This is a genomic window from Microbacterium sp. NPDC090014, from assembly GCF_044748285.1.
Taxonomy (GTDB): domain Bacteria; phylum Actinomycetota; class Actinomycetes; order Actinomycetales; family Microbacteriaceae; genus Microbacterium.
This window is the reverse complement of record NZ_JBIVFS010000002.1, coordinates 162,454-178,904: the sequence shown is the minus strand read 5'-3', so window position 1 is coordinate 178,904 and position 16,451 is coordinate 162,454. Positions and strand designations below refer to the sequence as shown.

Here is a 16,451-nt window from a genome sequence, read left to right as displayed (position 1 = left end):
TGCGGACCGGCGGTGCAATCGGCGCTTCACCCATCAGAGGTGAGCCCCGGCGCGCTGCCATCCGAGCCGTCGCCTTCTCGCCCGGACGAGGAGCAGAACCCCGCCCCCGAGCACGGCGATGCCCACGCCGATCGCGAGCCATGCGTCCCGCGCGTAGAGTCCCGTGGAGGGAAGAGGTGCGATGAACGTGTTCGTGAAGACGAGGCCGATGGTCTGATCGGAGACCGTGACCGTGGTCGATGTTCCGGGAACCTCTTCACCGTCGACCGTGATCCTCGTCTCGGTCGCCCCGCCCGTGTCCGTCTCGGTGACCACGCACTCGCTGCCCGAGGGCACTCCCTCGATCTGCGCCGTCGCTCGGTCCGGTCCGCCGATCTCGTACGACGAGTCGAGGACGACGAGGCCGGGGTCCGGGTGGGACGAATCGATGAGCACGCATGTCACCTGCACCGGGAAGAGCCGGGAGACGGCGTCCGCACCCGATCCGTCGACGATCTTCGTGATGCGGAGATCACCGGTGGTGAACACGTTGGTGATCGCCACAGACGTCTGATCCGCGGAGTCCACATCCGGGAGCGGTGCGAGCTCCGCTGCGGTTCCCGCGACGGCGTAGCCTGCCTGTCCGCCCTCGGTCACGACCAGGGTGGTGTAGTCGGCATCCGCCGGATCGGTCTCCGTGACCTCGCATTCGGCGCCCTGCGGAAGCTCGGTCCACGTGATCGTCTCTCCATCGGCGATCGTCCGGGTCATGGGCTCCAGCGCCTGCACCTGCTGCTCGTCCCAGACGCATTCGAGGGTCACCTCGAAGGGTCCGTATGCGACGGGTTCGCCGTCCGCGGCCACGGCTCCGCCACCATCGACCGTCTTCGACACAGAGACCTGTGCGAGGTCGAAGGTGTTCTGCACGTCCAGTCCCGGCTGTGGCTGGTCGTCGACGCTCAGGATCGACGGGTCCGTCTGCACCGTGAACGCGTAGCTCTCGCCATCACCGGCGACGACCTCTCCTGCGGAGTTCAGGATCGCCGTCGAGCTGGCACCGCCGTCATCGACCTCGGTGAGGCGGCAGGCGGACCCGGTCGGAAGCTCCTCCCACAGTGCCGTCGGAGAGTCGGCGCTGACGACCCGCACTGCCCCGTCGGGGATGCCGACGACCTCTCCGTCACGGACGCACGTGAGCCGCAGCTCATACGCGGCGTTGCCGAACTTCTCGACGCCGTCGCCCGCGAACGTCTTCGTCACCTCGAGCGAGCCGGTGAGATACCAGTTCGTCGCGGTCACGGTGACGAGGCCGCCGGTCACCGGCACCACGCCGATGCCGACAGAGGTGTCCGCACCGTCATTGGGCTCGATCACCACGGCATCCGCCCCGTTGAGGTCGTCCTCGGTCACGGTGCACTCGGATCCCGGAACGACATCCGTCAGCGGCGTCGACCATCCGTTCGCCGCATTCAGCTCGACAGAGGTCGACAGCACCGTCTCGCCGGCGAGCACGCAGACGACGGTGAAGGTGAAGGTCTCGTCGGATCCGAACTGCTCGGCACCCGCACCCTCGAGATCCTTCACCAGCAGCAGCGCCGTTGCGTCGTACAGGTTCGTGTAGGTGACGGTGTTGACGGTGGTGTCGGTGCCCGGCTGCAGCTCGGGGATCACCACCGTGCGGCTCTCCTGGTCGATCTGCGGTGCCAGCTCGCCGTCTGCTCCGACGACCTCGGCCGCGGTGATCGTGTCGTCGGCCCCCCGGTCGTCCGTCTCGGTGACGGTGCACTCCGAGCGTGCGGGGATGGGCGAGATCACCTCGGTCTGGCCGGCATCGAGCGTGAACGTGTCGTCCACCACGACCTCTCCGCGGAAGGTGCACACGACGTCGAACTCGAAACCGGTGGGCACGAACGGGCTGTCGGATTCGACGATCTTGCCGACCTCGAGCGCCGCCCACTCGTAGGAGTTCTCGACGGTGAGCGCGAACACCTGATCCGCTGCCGTCACGGTGACGGCCTCGGGAGTGACGACGGCGGCCGTCTGGCCGGCGTCGTCCTCGGCGACCGTGCAGACCGAGCCGACCGGAACGTCGGGGATGACGACCGGGGCTGCGCCCGGGACGAGCGTGACGACCCCGTCATCGACCAGGGGCACCTCGGCGCCGAACCAGTCGCACGACACCGTCGCGGTGTATTCCGCAGCCACGGGGAACCCGTCGGGAGCCTCCACGGTCTTCTCGACCGACACCGAGCCGTTGTCGAACTCGTTCGTGACGGACACCTCCACGGGCGTCACGTCGTCGCCGATGATGACCGGCTGGGCCGGACTGATCGTCGTGCCGGTCGCGTGCCCCGCCTCGGGCTCAGAGACCGTGCATGCGGCTCCGGTCGGCAGGCCCGGGTAGAGCGCGCTGCCCGCGCCGACGATGATGCGGGTGGGTCCACCGGGAATCTCGATGTCGGTGATGACGCCGTTGACGTCCCGTGTGCAGGCGAGGCTGATCAGGTACTCGTCCTGGATCGCCGGGTCCAGCTCCGCGGCCGGCGCGCCGACGAGCTCCTTCTGCACCTGGAGGGCGCCGACCGTGAACGTGTTGGTCACATCTGCCTCGACGGGAGTCGCCGGGTCGTCCCCGACCACGACGGTGACGGGACCCGTGCTCGAATTGGCGCCGCCGTCAGCCGTCTCCGTCACCGTGCACTCGGCACCGGTGGGAAGATCCTCGACCAGCCAGGTGGGGTCGTCTCGACTGAGAGTGGCGGAGTCCGAGTACACCGGATCCGGGGTCGCACCCTCGAGCGTGCACACCATCTCGACGGTGAAGGTCGCACCGCCCCACTCGTCTCCCCCGGCGCCCGCGATCGACTTCGTGACCTCGACGGCACCGGTGGTGAACGCGTTCTCGACGCCGACGACGGTCAGCGCCGCCGACGGCCCGTCCGCATACGGGAGGATCGTGAAGGAGGTCTCGTCGGTGACGACCTCATCGCCCACCACCCCGTCCTCCGTGACGACGATGGTGGTCTGCGCCGCGCCGGCCGCGTCGGTCTCGGAGACCGAGCACTCGGATCCGGCAGGGAGGTCGGCGAAGGTCCGGATGTCGCCGTCCTGCAGCGTGAACTGCCGGTCGGCCTCGGGGATCGCCTCCTGCCCGAGATAGCTGCAGGTCGCCTCGAAGGAATACGTGCGCGTGTAGGCGACGGGCTCACCGTTCTCGTCGGAGGCACCGCCGTTGTCGACGCTCTTCGCGACGGAGAACCCACCGGCGGCGAAGTCGTTGATGACGGTGATCGCCGCCTGCTCGGGGTCACCGCTGTAGGGGTCCCAGATCGACGGCTCTTCGCTCCAGTCCCGATCGGCGGTCACTCCGGTCTCGGGATCCACGGTCACCGTCACCCCCGGGAGCACCGGGTCTTCGGCCACGGTGCAGGTCGAGAAGAGGGGCAGGTTCACGGGTCCGGTCTCGCTGTTGTACTGGAGCACGGTGCCGTCGGCGTCGACCGACGGACGGCTCGCGTCGCTGCCGTCTGCACGCAGCAGGGTGACGGCCTCGCCGCCGGAGGTGCAGGTCACGAGAAGCGGGTAGCTCGCCGGCAGCTCGATGTCGGTGGAGAACTCCGGCGCCTGCACGTCCTTGGCGAGGAGCAGCTGGCCGGTGGCCGCCGCGACGCCCACCTTCTGCGGTTCGACCACGAGAGAGGGCCGCTCGGGCTGCGAGACGGTGGCGTTGGAGCGGGATGCGGTGGCGAAGGAGTTGTAGGCGACGGGAAGACCCGACGGCACGGCCGACGCCGCCGGCAGCACGAACGGCGTCTGCGTCTCGTAGGTGAGTCGCAGCGTCTCGCCCGGACGAAGTCCTGGTGCCGGCGAGAGGGCGTCGGGGTTGTCGTACTCGAGCACGAGGAGCACGCTGCGCGCGGCGGCCAGCGTCTCGGGCGGCGTGGCATCGCTCGCCAGCTCCCATTGGAAGTCGCAGGCGGGGTCGACGGCGGCATCCTCGGTGAACACCTTGATCGCGTTGTCGTTGCAGGACTGGCTGAGCTGAGCCGGAGAGAGATAGATGCCGTACGTGGCATACGCGCTGTCCTGGAGGGAGGCGAAGTTCGCGGCGAGGGTGCCCGACAGCGTCACCGGGAACTGAGACCCGCGGTCCGCGGCGACGATCACGCCCTGGTCGCCGACCGTGGGCAGCGTGTCGACCGCCGCCACCACTCTGGCACTCGTGTTGCCGTTGTTGGTGAAGTCGATGCGCCACGACTCCTCGCCTCCCGGGCGGGTGACAGGGGCGCACGGGAACGAGTGGTAGCCGTCGTCCACGACGCCCGGCAGCGACGGGTCGCACGCCGCCGCGTCGCCGCTGACATTGAGCACGCCCAGATCGTCGTCGGCTGTGGCGGGGTCGCCCGCTCCCGTTCCCTTGACGTACTTCTTCGCCGAGATCGCCGCACTGGCGAGCGGCGTGACCTCCGTGTCGGCCGAGCAGGTCGCGACACCGGACTCGGGGCTCTTCGGCGCGAGATCGGTACCGTCGATCACCGTCGTGCCCTGGCAGGTCTCGAAGAGGCGGTCGGAGCTGACGGTCACCGTGTTGCCGACGGTCGTGTCCGGGGTGAGGTCGTCGCGGAACCGCAGCGGCGCGGTCACCGTCAGCGTCCAGCCGGCCTCGAACACGAAGTCGTCGGGCGCAGTGATGGTGAGCAGACCGGTGGCCTCATCCAGCTCGGCGCTGAAGCCCGGGTCCTCGGTGGGGGCACCGGAGCCGCTGAGCGCGAAGGCATACGCCGGCGGAGTGGGTTCGACGAGCAGCGAGCCCTCGGCATCCGTCTCGATCTGGTCGACCACCTCGAAGCCGGTCATGTCCCACTGCCCGGTGTTGGCGACGGTGATGACATAGGGGATCGTGCCGGAGGCGCTCACGAGCGCCGACGATCCGCGGGTCTTCGTGACCTCGACCGTGTTCGGGCGATGCAGCACCACGGTCGAATCGGATGCCTGGCCTTCCTGCTCGAAGACCTGATCGGGACCGAACTGCGCCGTGCTGTACGACTGCACGTCGTCGCTGATCACGCCCAGCTCCGTCTCGCCGGGGTTCGGCTGCAGATCGGGTCGGGTGGTCGAGACGAGGACATCGGGGTCGCTGCGCAGGAACTCCCGACGCTCGGTGGTCACTGCGAACGTGAGCTGCGGGTTGAAGGGACGCTCCCACTGCAGGATCTCGCCGTCCGCGTCCACCTGACGCGCGCTGAAGCGCACGCCCACGATCGTGTCCGCGTCGACACCCGCCGGTGGGTCGAGCTGAACGGTCGACGGCGTGGGCGATGCGATCCACTCGCCGGTCTCCCAGCACGGCGAGGCGTCCGTCACCGGTGCGCCGTTGCAGGTGGCGACGAGATCGCCGGCGACCTCGTCGTACTCGACGTCGCGCCCGGCGTCGTCATCGACGAGCACATCCATCGCCACTTCGTTCACCGGGGCGGGGACCGCGATCTGCGCGCCCACGAAGTCCATCGTGTTCCAGAACGTCGGCGTGCTGTCGGTGAGCTCGAAGGACGTGGTGCGCGCGGTCCCGTTCGGTCGTCCGCCGAGCTCGGTGACGTACGTGGTCGATTCGTCCTCATAGACGGATTCGGGACTGATCGTCTTGGTCGTCTCGATCGCATAACTCGCCGCGACGATCGCGAACTCATCAGCGGCATCCGCGATGCCCGTGCCGCACTGGTTGTCGGCGCATCCCTCCAGCACCGGGCTCTCGAGCTGCACATGGGCGTCGTTGACGATCGATTCGCCCGCGGGGGTCACGGTGACGGGTTGTGCCGGGTCCGACCTCAGCACGTCTCGCAGCTGCCAGGTCAGCAGGACTTGTCCCGACGCGCCGGTCGGGATCGCCGGGGTCCCGTCGTCCGAGCGGAACGCGACGGAGAGTCCCGTCACGTCGGCGAGGTCGGTGGAGTCGAGCTCGAGGGCCTCGGCATACGAGTACTCCGTCGAACCCGCACCGCGGGCGAGAGTGACCGCGGTCTCTTCTTCGGAGATGCCCGCGGGCAGCTCGATCGCGTCGATGTCATGAAGATCGAGGGTGTCGAACGCGGTGTCCGCAAGCGCCTCCCCTGCGGTCGGGTCGTCGATGACCATGCCGGACACCCGGGCGGCAGAGATGTTCGTGGCCACGAGGGTCGCGCTGATGAGCGGGTAGTCGGACGGGTCCGCAGGCGGATCCACGGCCGGCAGCCCCAGCTGATCCTGATCGAAGGTCTTGGTGAGCGTGGCGTTGATGGGCTGATCGACGATCAGGATCGTGTCGTCCGCGCCGTCGAGGCTGTCGACTCCTGTCGCTGCGTTGACGCCGCGGGCGCTGGCGGTGTTGTCGACGAGTCCCGGCTCACCCGTGTTGTACGTGTAGTCGTGGAAGTTGCCCAGCACCGCCTGCGAGGGGACGCTCCGCAGCGTGTCGCGCACCTGGAACTGCAGATCCAGGGGACGGCGTTCATACGACGACCCGACGCCCTCGCCGTCCGTCCCCTCCGAGATCACGATCCGGACCGCGAGAGCGTCGGCGCTCTGCGCCTCGGTGAGCGTGTAGCCGCCGAACTCCCCGTCGCATCCTGCCGCGCATGCCTGCGCGGTGATGTCGGTCCATCCCGACCCGTCCAGGTACAGCGCGACCTCGGAGACGACGTCTCCCGCGATCAGGGGGTCGGTCGTCGTCGTGATCGGATCGATGGCGACGAGGTTCCACGCGTCGTAGACGGATCCCGCCGTATCGGCCGGGTCCGCCGTCTCGGAGATGTCGGTGAGGGTCATGCTGCTGATGTTCAGCCCCTCCGTCGACCAGAGGAGCCGGGCGCTGCGGCGTTCGCCCGACAGCGCGGGAACGTCGTCCTGCAGCCACTGTTTGTCGAGGAAGTCCGGTCCGACCCCGCCGTCGATGGGCAGCACGTCGACGTCATCCGATGCGTCCGCGGTCTTCTCCCCCCCGGCATCGGGGTTGTCGACGAGCGACTGCGCGGTGTTGGCGAAGGTCACCTCCTCGTCCTGCGCGTCGGTCAGGTCGACGCCGATGTGCGTGGCGACCGTGAACCCGGGCGGGAGCAGAACAGGACAGCCGTCCGCATCCAGCGGCAGGTATTCGAGCTGGATGCCGCCGATGTCGTCCTGGAGATCCGCGGGGATCTCGTACGACCACAGCGACTCCGGGCCCGGCACCTCCGTCGCGTCCGGGAAGTCGGTCCACGGCCCGTCCGGTTCCTGCCAGTAGCGGACGGTGAGAGTCGTGCATGCCGGGATGTCCGTGTTCGTGATCTCCGTGGCCATGAAGGCATCCCAGAACGCCGTGTCGGCCTGCGGGTCCGCCGGGTCGGAGATGACGAGGCGCTCGGATCCCGTCGTGGATTCCGGCGTGACGTTGCCCGTCAGCGTGACATCCGCGTCGGTTCCCGGCACTCCCCAGATCGTGTCCGGAGCGATGGACTTGGTCACGGAGGTGTCGAGCGTGAGGGGGTCGATCGTGAACGGGGCCGACGCGTCATCGATGCCGATCTGGCCGGCGCTGTTCTCGGCGGCGGTGTCTACCGCGTTGGTGCTCGCCACCGCGTCGTCGGTCGGCAGCGCCGTGATGTCGATGGGGATCGCCGCGTAGGAACCGGCGACGATCGCATCCCCCTCGGCCGAGTAGACGATGGTGAATCCCTCGACCGTGCAGCCGTCGGTGGGCTCGGGCAGCGTATCGGGAGTGGTCGTCGATTCCGTGCTGGCTGCGCAGTCGCTGTACTGATAGGTGATCTCGGCAGCGGTCGCGGCGACGGGCCATTCCACATCGCCGAATCCGTCGAACCGCAGCCCCTGCTCGGTGAAGGTCGCGGCGCCCGCAGTCGGCTCGGTGACGGTGAGCGTCTGGACGTTCTGGGATCCGACGGTGGCGACGATGCCGGCGGTGGCGCTCTGGCCACTGACGAGTGTGTTGTCGCTGAACGACTTCTCGATCGTGACGTCCGGGAGGCGCTGGGCGATCACGACGGACGCCGAGTCCGTCGTGGGGTCGCTGGATTCTCCCGCGCGGGCGACCGTCGACGACGCATCGTTGACGACCGTCACGTCGGTGTCATCCGGAATCGATGTGACGGCGTCGTTCGTGACCGTGTGGACGACGACCTCTCCCGTGGCCCCGGGCGCGAAGGTTCCGGTGAAGGTCACACGGACACCGCCGGACTCGCTGATCGGATCCGGGGCTGTCGTCGTCCAGGTGCCGTCGACGAAGTACTCCGTCGTCGTCGACTCCGTTCCGTCCGGAGGCGTGATGTCGTAGCCGGTCACATCGAGGTAGCCGCCGAACTCTCCCGGGGGTGTCACCGGGTCCTGGATGACGATGGTGTCGACGTTCTGGTTCGAGGCGTTCCCGGGAGTGACCGTCCAGTCGACCACCTCACCGGGTACCGCCGGAAGGGTGCTCGTCGGCGCGACCGTCTTGTCGATGCTCGACTCGAGCGTCGTGTCCACGGCGAGCACGACGTCCGCGGTCGCCGGCGTGGCCGGCGCGTTGTCGGCGACCGCCGTGGCCGTGTTCGTCACCGTCGCACCGTCCCACGTGCCATCGGCCGCAGGGTCGACGATCGCGTTGACGGTCACCGTCATGCTGTATCCCGCGGGCCAGATGACCGGGTCTGCGGTGAGATCCAGCCCAGGGGTGATGGCGAAGCTGTTCTCCGCCGTGTCCACGTCGAGGTCGTAGTCGCCGGCGGGCTGTCCGGCTGGCGGGTTGATCTGCACCGTGACCGGATTCGCGATCGCCGGGTTGAACAGGAGCGGATCCGGGAGCTCGTCGCTGATGACGGTGTTGAGGCAGCCGGGGTCGTTCACCGACGAGCAGTTGACGGTGATCTGATAGGTCACCGTGTCGCCGGGTCCGAAGGGGCCCGCCTCGACTGCGGACTTCTGGATCGAGAACGCCGCCACCGCGAAGGCCGGCGCCGCTCCGAAGACCAAGGATGCCGCGGCGAGCGCGAGCACGGTGAGTCCTGCGAGAAACCGTCGTCGCCGTTCCATGTCGATGACCCCCCTGAGCCTGCGTGGATCAGGCCAGCGTAGGAAGGTCCCGAAGAGACCGACAGGACGACCTCACCCTGCCGGGGTGACACCGGGTGGTGGCGCGGCGAGCGTGCTCATCCGCCTCAGATGACGGCTAGCGCGACCGGGTTTCGCTCTCGACGGGCTGCCGACTGGCCGACTCACGCACTCGGAACCACAGCGTCAGCTCCATGATCGCGCGACCGATCATGTCGTGATCGCCCATGCGGAGATCGTCGAACGAGTCGCGATATCCCGAGGCCGTTCCAGGCTCGGGAGCGACGAGGGACTGATATCCCATCGTCCAGTCCCGGAAGCGCCGTTCGTGCAGCGGCTCTTCGATCAGCACGCGGACATCCGTGTGGCGCGGGTCGCGGCCGATCCTCTCCATCAACGCTTCGACGTCAGACCTGGGCCCTTCGAGGATCTGCACGAACTCTCCGCCGCGGTAGAGCAGCATGCCGGTGATGTCGCGGTCGCTGTTGCGGGCGCGACTCACTGCCAGCAGTTCACCGAGCTCGTGTTCGCCGAACGGCTGCGTGGCGCTGCTGCAGTAGACGAGCGAGACGAGCGGATTCTGTTCAGTCATTCCGCACCCCGTCCCCGCCGTGGTGAGCCGACCGATGCGCGCCGACCTCGACGGTGGCCGTCACCGCCGCCATCGCTCGATGGTGGTCCGCGAAGTCGCCGATGGAGCGCGAGGCCGCATCGAATGCGCGCCAGACGCCGTCGGACAGACGGTCGACGTAGCCGAGGAAGGAGCCGTCCTGGCTGCCCACGTAGAAGCCGTCTGCCACGCTCGCCCAGAGCGGGCGAACAGGCGTCGGCGATTGATCACCCATGCCCTCAGCGTACCTTCGAGATTCCGGGTGGGCTCCGGATGACGCCGTCTCAGTCGTGTCCAGGGGCTGACAGAATGCGTGACGACCACTAGCTTCAGACCATGGCTGACGTCGAGGAGCTCAGGTCCATCGCTCGCGATGCGTACACCTTCGGGTACGCGATGATCGAGAACTATCGCACCCTCCACGAGCAGGCGGTGGATGCTTCAGATCCCCGTTACACCGGAGGTTTCGGACTGTTTCGTCACTACTCCGAACCGTTCACCCCCGACAACACCGACATCGTCACCCCCAACAACGACACCCCGTACTCGTGGGGCTGGTTCGACCTGCGCGCCGAGCCGGTGGTCGTCACCGTGCCCGCCATCGATCGCTTCTACATCCTTCCGTTCCACGACCTCTACACCGTGTATGCCGGGTACGTGAGCGCGGCCACCACCGGAACCGCCCCGGGGAAGTATCTGCTCGCGGGGCCGTCGTGGAGCGGGGAGACGCCCGCGGGTATCGATGGCGTGATCACGGCCTCGACGGACTTCGTCGGGTGCCTCGGACGCACATCCTTCACGGATGGCGACCTCCAGGAGCTGCGACGCATCCAGCAGTCCTACATCGTGACTCCGCTGCATGAGATCGACGGCTCGACACCTCAGTCCGTCGAGGCGGTCGACTGGCCCGCCTGGGACGAATCAGCGGCAACCGACATCCGCTTCTTCGACATCCTGGACTTTCTCCTTCGCTTCGCCCCCGTGCTCGAAGAGGATCGCGAGGTGCGTGAGCGGATGAAGTCCCTGGGGCTGGACGGCACGGGAAGGTTCCGCACCGCCGACCTCGGCGACAGCGATCGGGCAGCCCTGCTTCAGGGGTTGCACGACGGCGTCGACCACCTCGAGCAGGTCGCATCGAGCACGGCGAGTTCCACCGGACTGTTCGGCACTCGTGAGGAGATGTCCGGCGCATACGACCACCGGAACGTCGGCGCGAAGAAAGGTCTCTACGGACTCCCCCCGGCGATCGCATGGTACGGCGGCTGGCTCGTCGACGCCGAGGGCCAGCGCATCTCAGGACGCACCGAGTACACGATCACATTCACCGCCGAACAGCTGCCCCGGGCACGCTTCTTCTGGTCGGCGACGCTCTACACCCTGCCCGAGCGACTCCTCAGCGCCAACGAGATCGACCGCTACTCCATCGGCGACCGGACGGAGGGGATCCGATACGGAGACGACGGATCGCTCACACTGTACGTCCAGAACCGGCGCCCGGAATCCGACGAGGAAGCCGCGAACTGGCTGCCGGCCCCGGAAGGGGCATTCACTGTCATCATTCGCGCGTATGGAGGAGACACCGCCATCGCCGAAGGGACCTATCAGCTGCCACCGATCGCGCCGAAGCGGTGACCGACACCCTCGGCCTCACCTGACACCGGGGACGATCCGAACAGACTCGACTAGCGGGCGGGCTCCGGATCATCCTCCAGACGGATGCCGATACCTCGCTTGCACGATGCCGCAGCGCGGCGATCCAGCGAGGCTGGACACATGAACGCACGAATCGCACTGGCCGCACCTGCTCTGCTCCTCGCGGGGGCGCTCACTCTCTCCGGATGCGCCGCGTACGACAGCATCGTCCACAAGCAGGCCACGTCGACCTTCGACGACGGCGCAGCGTTCGACGACGGCGCAGAGGTCGACGTGGACTGGCTGCCTGCGGACGGCACCGCGATCACCGTGCGGACATCGACGATCGAGGATGCCCCGGATGCCGTCATCCTGCTCACCAGCGAATCCGCGCTCGGCGAGGACTGCGTCGAGGTGGATCGGCAGTCGGCGCCTGCCTGGGTGCTCGACGACGCCCCGGACCCGTACACGGTGAAGACGGTCTTCGCCTGCGGCGACTGGAGCGTGGTGCAGAGCGCTGACGGCTGGTTCGGCTGGACGCCGAATTCAGAACAGGAGCGGAGCGCCGCAGCGGCGGCGGAGTGACGATCGGAACGCGCGGTCCGGCTCTGGCAGGATCAAGGACATGATCACGGTTCACCTGCGCTACGAGATCGACCCCGACAAGCTCGACGACTTCACCGAGTACGGCAGGGCATGGATCCGTCTGGTGGCGAAGCACGGCGGGACCCACCACGGCTACTTCATGCCGAGCGAAGGCGACAGCGATGAGGCGTTCGCGCTGTTCACGTTCCCCTCGTTGGCCGAGTACGAGGTCTACCGCACGGCATCGAAGACCGACCCCGAGTGCATCGAGGCCTTCGAGTTCGCGCGCAGAACCCAATGCATCCGCCGCTACGAGCGCCGCTTCCTCAGCCCCGTCTTCTCGGCCGACGCCGACTGAGGGGGATGCTCCCGCCCGGTGCGTCAAGGGGGTTCGACGGTGCCGCTCTCCGTCCTAGCGTCTGCGCATGGCTATCGAACTGAATCACCCCGCCCTCGAACACGCCCGCTCGCTGGTCCGCGACGGCAAGGTCGTCCGCGACGAGCGCGACGACTGGTCGGAGGCCGCGCCCAGCGCTGACGACGAGAACCGCTTCATCGAGCAGCACGGATGGACCGAGTTCTCCCACTGGCACCTGGGCATCGACAAGAGCGAGAACCCCGAGACGAAGAAGGCGTACTCCTTCCCCTTCGGGGATCTCCGCTCGGTACGCCGCTCGGGAGTCATCTCCGGTGAGAGCCGTGCCGGGCAGTACGACCACACCGAGATCCGCGACGAGCTGCGCAAACTCCTCGAGCTGATCGACGCCGACCGCGACTAGCTCGGACTCCGGATACCTCAGTCCGAAGGCGACCGTTTGCCGGGATGTTCGGCCCCGCCCGTGGCCACGGGCCGCGACATCATGATCTCGATCCGTCCGTCGGGGAGCGTCTCGCTCGTCCCATCGGGCGCGAATCCCAGGCGCGTATACGCCGCGATCCCCCGCGGGTTGCTCTCCATCACACCGAGATGGATCGTGTCCGCTCCGCGGGAGGAGACATAGTCCGCGCAGGCGACCATCAGCGCGTCGACGGCTCCCTGACCCCGGTGCCCCGGTGCGACCCAGACCCCGTTGACCACCCAGCGGCCACTCATGTCGTAGACGCCGCCGATCCCGACGTCCTCGCCATCGATGCTCGCGATGAATGCTCCGGGATGAGTCGAACGGCTCCGCCAGACGTCGTCGCCGAACGCGGACTCCCGCTGCAGCGTCGACCCGAACATCTCCGGGGACTCTGCGAGCGCGGCCAGCCGAAGGTCTCGGTAGCGTTCCCACGTCGCAGAGGGCGCCGGAGTGATCGTCACATGCATGCCAGAAGCCTGCCAGAGCGCGGGACGCGACGTGAGATCCGTCGCTGCCTAGACCCCCGTGCCGTCGCTGAGCGCGTTGCGCTTGTCGCGTCGGCTCTCCCGAATGACGCTGATGACGCTGGTCGCCAGCAGGATCAGAAGCAGGCTCTCCACGTATCCGAGCGCTCCGGTCCCCGAGTCATCCGCAGGCGAATGCTGCACGGGGACCGATGCGGACGGAAGCCCGACGTCGGACCCGACGTAGAGGACCCAGTCGGTGAGAGCGTGAATGAGCATGGCGACCCAGATGCGTCCGGTGACGCGACGGATCCAGTAGTAGGTGGCGCCGGCTGACATCAGGGCGATCACATTGAAGGCGATGATGAAGAGCGGCAGACCGCTGAACAGGTAACCCGGAATATGGGCGAGCGCGAACACGAAGCACGTGAGGAGGAACACGGCGAACTCGTCGAAGCGCGCGCGGACCGCTGTGAGCAAGACGCCCCGGATCACCAGCTCCTCACCGAAGCCGACCATCAGCGTTCCCAGCGCCACGACGGCCAGGAAGCCGAGCGAGCGCTCAGCCCAGGGCACGTCGAACAGCTCGACCACCGGCACGGCGAACGCGAGCACGGGAATCGAGATCAGCCACCACCGGCGAGGGGTGAGGGTCGGGGTCGGTCGCTCCCTCCACACCTCGGCACCCCAGCCTGCCCACCGCAGGAACAGCAGAACGCCGCCGATGCCCACGGCGAGGGGGATGAAGTGACCGAGGGAGAAGTCCGCCAACGAGCCGTCGTCGCCGACCAGCCCGCTGAGGAGGTTCCCGAGCCCCCACGCACACAGCACGTAGAACACCACGACCCCGAGGGCGAGCCAGATGCTGCGGGGACGTTCGATTGCGGTCTTCATCCTGAGGCTCCCCTGATTCGTCGGACGGCGCCCCGTCGGCGCCGCATGAGAGCGAGCTTCCGGTCTCCTTGGCAAATCCTAGGGTTGCGGAACCTCCGCTCGTCGTTCGCCGACTGACGCAGAGACATCGCTCACCCCTTCGGAGCGAACGAGCCCAGAGCCGACCGATACTGCGCGCTGTCGCTGCGCACCTCATCGGTGACCAACAGCGCGTGAGGGCCGATCTGTCGCACGTGCAACTCGCGGCACGGGATGGTCACGACCTTCAGCAGGCCGCGACGCCAGGCATCCGCGAGCGCCTCGACGTCTCGATGCTCGGGACTCTCGGCGAGCGTCGTCGGTCGTGTCTCGACGTGAGAATCGAAGCCGCGCCGCTCCCAGTCCCGATATGCCTCATCGTCGAAGACATCGCCGCCGAAGTCGTCTCGCCATGCCGGCCCGACGAGCTCGCGCAGAAGGCGCTCCCGCTCCGTCGAGCTCAGGTCTGAGCTGAACACCGCATCGAGCAGACCTCGGTCGGGTTCGACGGCGGCGTGCGCGAGCACGTCCTCCCAGATCCGCGACCAGGCTGCCGACCAGCGGTCGCGGGTGACGGCATCCACCGGGTTCGCCGCAGCCGCGGGCATCTCGATCAGCCTCGGCGGCAGCGTCTCGCCGACGGGACGCAGATCGTGCGCCTCTCGAATCCAGAGCAACTCGAGCAGGAGCTGTGGCCTGTCCTCCACGGTGATGGACATGTCGTGCGGCCAGGGGTTGCCCGGCATCGGAGTCGTCGATCGCATCCCGTCAGTCCATCGGATCGCCGTTCGGCTTTCAACCGGTTGCTGTCCCCCGAACGGCGGATACCGGAGGATGCCGGCATACGAGAGGATGGCCTTTTCTGCGGAATGCGAGCGACGGGTGGACGCGATGAGGGGCTCTCGATGACGGCACCCGGGCAGCCGGTGGATGGGCTGTCCGATTTCGCGGAACTCATGGCGCATGAGCAGGAGTTCAGCGGTGATCGGGTCGACCCCGCGGTGCGCAGAAGACGCCGGCGACGAGGACTCATCATCACCGCCGTCTGCGTGGTCCTGGTGCTGGCCGTGACCGGAGGGTACGTCGGGTGGGCGCTCACGGCTCCGGTGGATCCGCCGGCCGTGACCGCACGCGCACCGCAGGTCCCGGTCGGCGACGCGGCTGCCGTCGCCACGCATACGGCTGCGGCCTCAGCGATCAGCGTGTCCGGCGCCGACGCGTACCTGGGCGAGGGGGCGAGCGGCGCGTGGTCCGCGACGGGGACGGGCGAGCCGCTCCCGATCGCGAGCATCACCAAGCTCATCACCGCCCTCGTCATCCTCGACGCGTCACCGCTCGCCTCCGCAGACGACCCTGGACCGACCATCACGTTCGGCAAGGCCGATCACGACCTCTACGACCAGTACTACGTGCAGGGCGCGACCATCGCTCCGATGCCCACCGGCACCTCGATGTCGTTGCACGATGCCCTGGCCGTCATGCTCATCCCCTCCGCGAGCAACTACGCCGACGCGCTGTCCTCCCGGATCTTCGGGTCGCAGAGCGCTTTCCTCAGTGCGACGCGCGCCTGGCTCGCATCCCACGGCCTCACCGGAACGACGGTCACCGAGCCCACCGGCATCAGTCCGCGCAACACGAGCACGCCCGCCGATCTGCTGGCCGTCGCGAAGCTCGCCGCCGCGCATCCGGCGATCGCTCGGATCGCCGCGACCCCCTCGGTCTCGATCCCCGGCGCCGGTCAGCTGATCAACACGAACGCCCTCCTCGGCACCGCCGGTATCACGGGACTGAAGACCGGCAACCTCGGCGAGGGCACGCACAGCCTGCTGTACACGGCGACGCTCGACGTGGGCGCGGCCGATCCGCTCGCGATCACCGGCGTCGTCCTCGGCGGATCATCGCGCGAGTCGGTGAATGCCACCGTGATCGCCGAGCTCGAGAGCATCCGCTCCGGCTTCCATGAGGTGCCCGTCGCGAGCGAGGGCCAGGAGATCGGAACGATCTCGACACCCTGGGGGTCCACCGCCACCCTGGTCATCGGCGAGGACGCATCAATCTTCACCTGGTCGGACACGCCGATCGAGCTGACGATGGACATCGACACCCCTCCCACCTACCGCGACGGCACGGCCGTGGGGACCGTCACCTGGACCGCCGGACCGAACACCGTCACTGCGCCGGTGACCATCTCGGGGACCATCGATCCTCCCACCGAGTGGTGGCGCCTCACCCACCCGTCCGAGCTCGGCTCCGCGACGGATGCCGAGGGCTGAGGCCGCTCGACCGCGCATCGGAACGCTGCGTGCCGACCTTCGGACGAAAGTCGAAAGATCGACCGATCGGCCTCCGCCTGCGTTCTCCGGCTATACG

At 68.0% G+C, this 16,451-nt stretch carries 11 protein-coding genes; 5 read left to right on the top strand and 6 right to left on the bottom strand.

Annotation, left to right across the window (positions count from 1 at the left end; all coding sequences use genetic code 11):
• Positions 1-33: 33 nt before the first annotated feature.
• The 3 genes from ACIPV5_RS14235 to ACIPV5_RS14225 form a co-directional block, all read right to left on the bottom strand.
• Positions 34-9,018, bottom strand: a complete 8,985-nt coding sequence (locus tag ACIPV5_RS14235) for a DUF5979 domain-containing protein (RefSeq protein WP_400341493.1) — start codon at positions 9,016-9,018, stop codon at positions 34-36.
• Positions 9,019-9,154: 136 nt separating this feature from the next.
• Positions 9,155-9,628 (bottom strand): BLUF domain-containing protein, encoded by a 474-nt coding sequence (locus ACIPV5_RS14230; protein ID WP_400341491.1) that lies wholly within the window; start codon positions 9,626-9,628, stop codon positions 9,155-9,157.
• Positions 9,621-9,881: a hypothetical protein gene (locus ACIPV5_RS14225; RefSeq protein WP_053097671.1), complete on the bottom strand. Its 261-nt coding sequence runs from the start codon at positions 9,879-9,881 to the stop codon at positions 9,621-9,623. The genes ACIPV5_RS14230 and ACIPV5_RS14225 overlap by 8 nt, the downstream gene beginning before the upstream one ends.
• A gap of 101 nt (positions 9,882-9,982) precedes the next feature.
• On the opposite strand from ACIPV5_RS14225, the gene ACIPV5_RS14220 reads away from it, so the two are divergent.
• From ACIPV5_RS14220 to ACIPV5_RS14205, 4 genes are all read left to right on the top strand, one after another.
• On the top strand, positions 9,983-11,278 hold the full coding sequence (locus ACIPV5_RS14220) for a DUF1254 domain-containing protein (RefSeq protein WP_400341489.1): 1,296 nt from the start codon (positions 9,983-9,985) through the stop codon (positions 11,276-11,278).
• Between the two features lie 141 nt (positions 11,279-11,419).
• Positions 11,420-11,863: a hypothetical protein gene (locus tag ACIPV5_RS14215; protein WP_400341487.1), complete on the top strand. Its 444-nt coding sequence runs from the start codon at positions 11,420-11,422 to the stop codon at positions 11,861-11,863.
• A gap of 40 nt (positions 11,864-11,903) precedes the next feature.
• A complete protein-coding gene (locus tag ACIPV5_RS14210) occupies positions 11,904-12,221 on the top strand; it encodes an NIPSNAP family protein (protein WP_053097674.1) in 318 nt (105 codons plus the stop codon).
• 67 nt (positions 12,222-12,288) lie between these two features.
• Positions 12,289-12,642 (top strand): hypothetical protein, encoded by a 354-nt coding sequence (locus tag ACIPV5_RS14205; protein ID WP_187250164.1) that lies wholly within the window; start codon positions 12,289-12,291, stop codon positions 12,640-12,642.
• 17 nt (positions 12,643-12,659) lie between these two features.
• On the opposite strand, the gene ACIPV5_RS14200 is transcribed toward ACIPV5_RS14205, so the two are convergent.
• From ACIPV5_RS14200 to ACIPV5_RS14190, 3 genes are all read right to left on the bottom strand, one after another.
• Positions 12,660-13,172: a GNAT family N-acetyltransferase gene (locus ACIPV5_RS14200; RefSeq protein WP_400341484.1), complete on the bottom strand. Its 513-nt coding sequence runs from the start codon at positions 13,170-13,172 to the stop codon at positions 12,660-12,662.
• Between the two features lie 48 nt (positions 13,173-13,220).
• A complete protein-coding gene (locus ACIPV5_RS14195) occupies positions 13,221-14,063 on the bottom strand; it encodes a CPBP family intramembrane glutamic endopeptidase (protein WP_400341482.1) in 843 nt (280 codons plus the stop codon).
• 131 nt (positions 14,064-14,194) lie between these two features.
• Positions 14,195-14,845 carry a hypothetical protein gene (locus ACIPV5_RS14190; protein ID WP_053097678.1) on the bottom strand — a complete coding sequence of 217 codons (651 nt, stop codon included), beginning with the start codon at positions 14,843-14,845 and terminating at the stop codon, positions 14,195-14,197.
• A 141-nt stretch (positions 14,846-14,986) separates the two neighbouring features.
• Between ACIPV5_RS14190 and ACIPV5_RS14185 the strand changes: the two genes are divergently transcribed.
• The gene (locus tag ACIPV5_RS14185) at positions 14,987-16,354 is read left to right on the top strand and encodes a D-alanyl-D-alanine carboxypeptidase family protein (RefSeq protein WP_400341480.1); all 1,368 of its coding nucleotides are present in this window, start codon (positions 14,987-14,989) and stop codon (positions 16,352-16,354) included.
• Positions 16,355-16,451: the final 97 nt, after the last annotated feature.

What these genes read in the sequence shown, in the direction of transcription:
- ACIPV5_RS14230 (WP_400341491.1), bottom strand. Translation starts at nt 9,628, where the DNA reads ATGACTGAACAGAATCCGCTCGTCTCGCTCGTCTACTGCAGCAGCGCC.
- ACIPV5_RS14215 (WP_400341487.1), top strand. Translation starts at nt 11,420, where the DNA reads ATGAACGCACGAATCGCACTGGCCGCACCTGCTCTGCTCCTCGCGGGG.
- ACIPV5_RS14210 (WP_053097674.1), top strand. Translation starts at nt 11,904, where the DNA reads ATGATCACGGTTCACCTGCGCTACGAGATCGACCCCGACAAGCTCGAC.
- ACIPV5_RS14220 (WP_400341489.1), top strand. Translation starts at nt 9,983, where the DNA reads ATGGCTGACGTCGAGGAGCTCAGGTCCATCGCTCGCGATGCGTACACC.
- ACIPV5_RS14195 (WP_400341482.1), bottom strand. Translation starts at nt 14,063, where the DNA reads ATGAAGACCGCAATCGAACGTCCCCGCAGCATCTGGCTCGCCCTCGGG.
- ACIPV5_RS14205 (WP_187250164.1), top strand. Translation starts at nt 12,289, where the DNA reads ATGGCTATCGAACTGAATCACCCCGCCCTCGAACACGCCCGCTCGCTG.
- ACIPV5_RS14190 (WP_053097678.1), bottom strand. Translation starts at nt 14,845, where the DNA reads ATGCGATCGACGACTCCGATGCCGGGCAACCCCTGGCCGCACGACATG.
- ACIPV5_RS14200 (WP_400341484.1), bottom strand. Translation starts at nt 13,172, where the DNA reads ATGCATGTGACGATCACTCCGGCGCCCTCTGCGACGTGGGAACGCTAC.
- ACIPV5_RS14185 (WP_400341480.1), top strand. Translation starts at nt 14,987, where the DNA reads ATGACGGCACCCGGGCAGCCGGTGGATGGGCTGTCCGATTTCGCGGAA.
- ACIPV5_RS14225 (WP_053097671.1), bottom strand. Translation starts at nt 9,881, where the DNA reads ATGGGTGATCAATCGCCGACGCCTGTTCGCCCGCTCTGGGCGAGCGTG.
- ACIPV5_RS14235 (WP_400341493.1), bottom strand. Translation starts at nt 9,018, where the DNA reads ATGGAACGGCGACGACGGTTTCTCGCAGGACTCACCGTGCTCGCGCTC.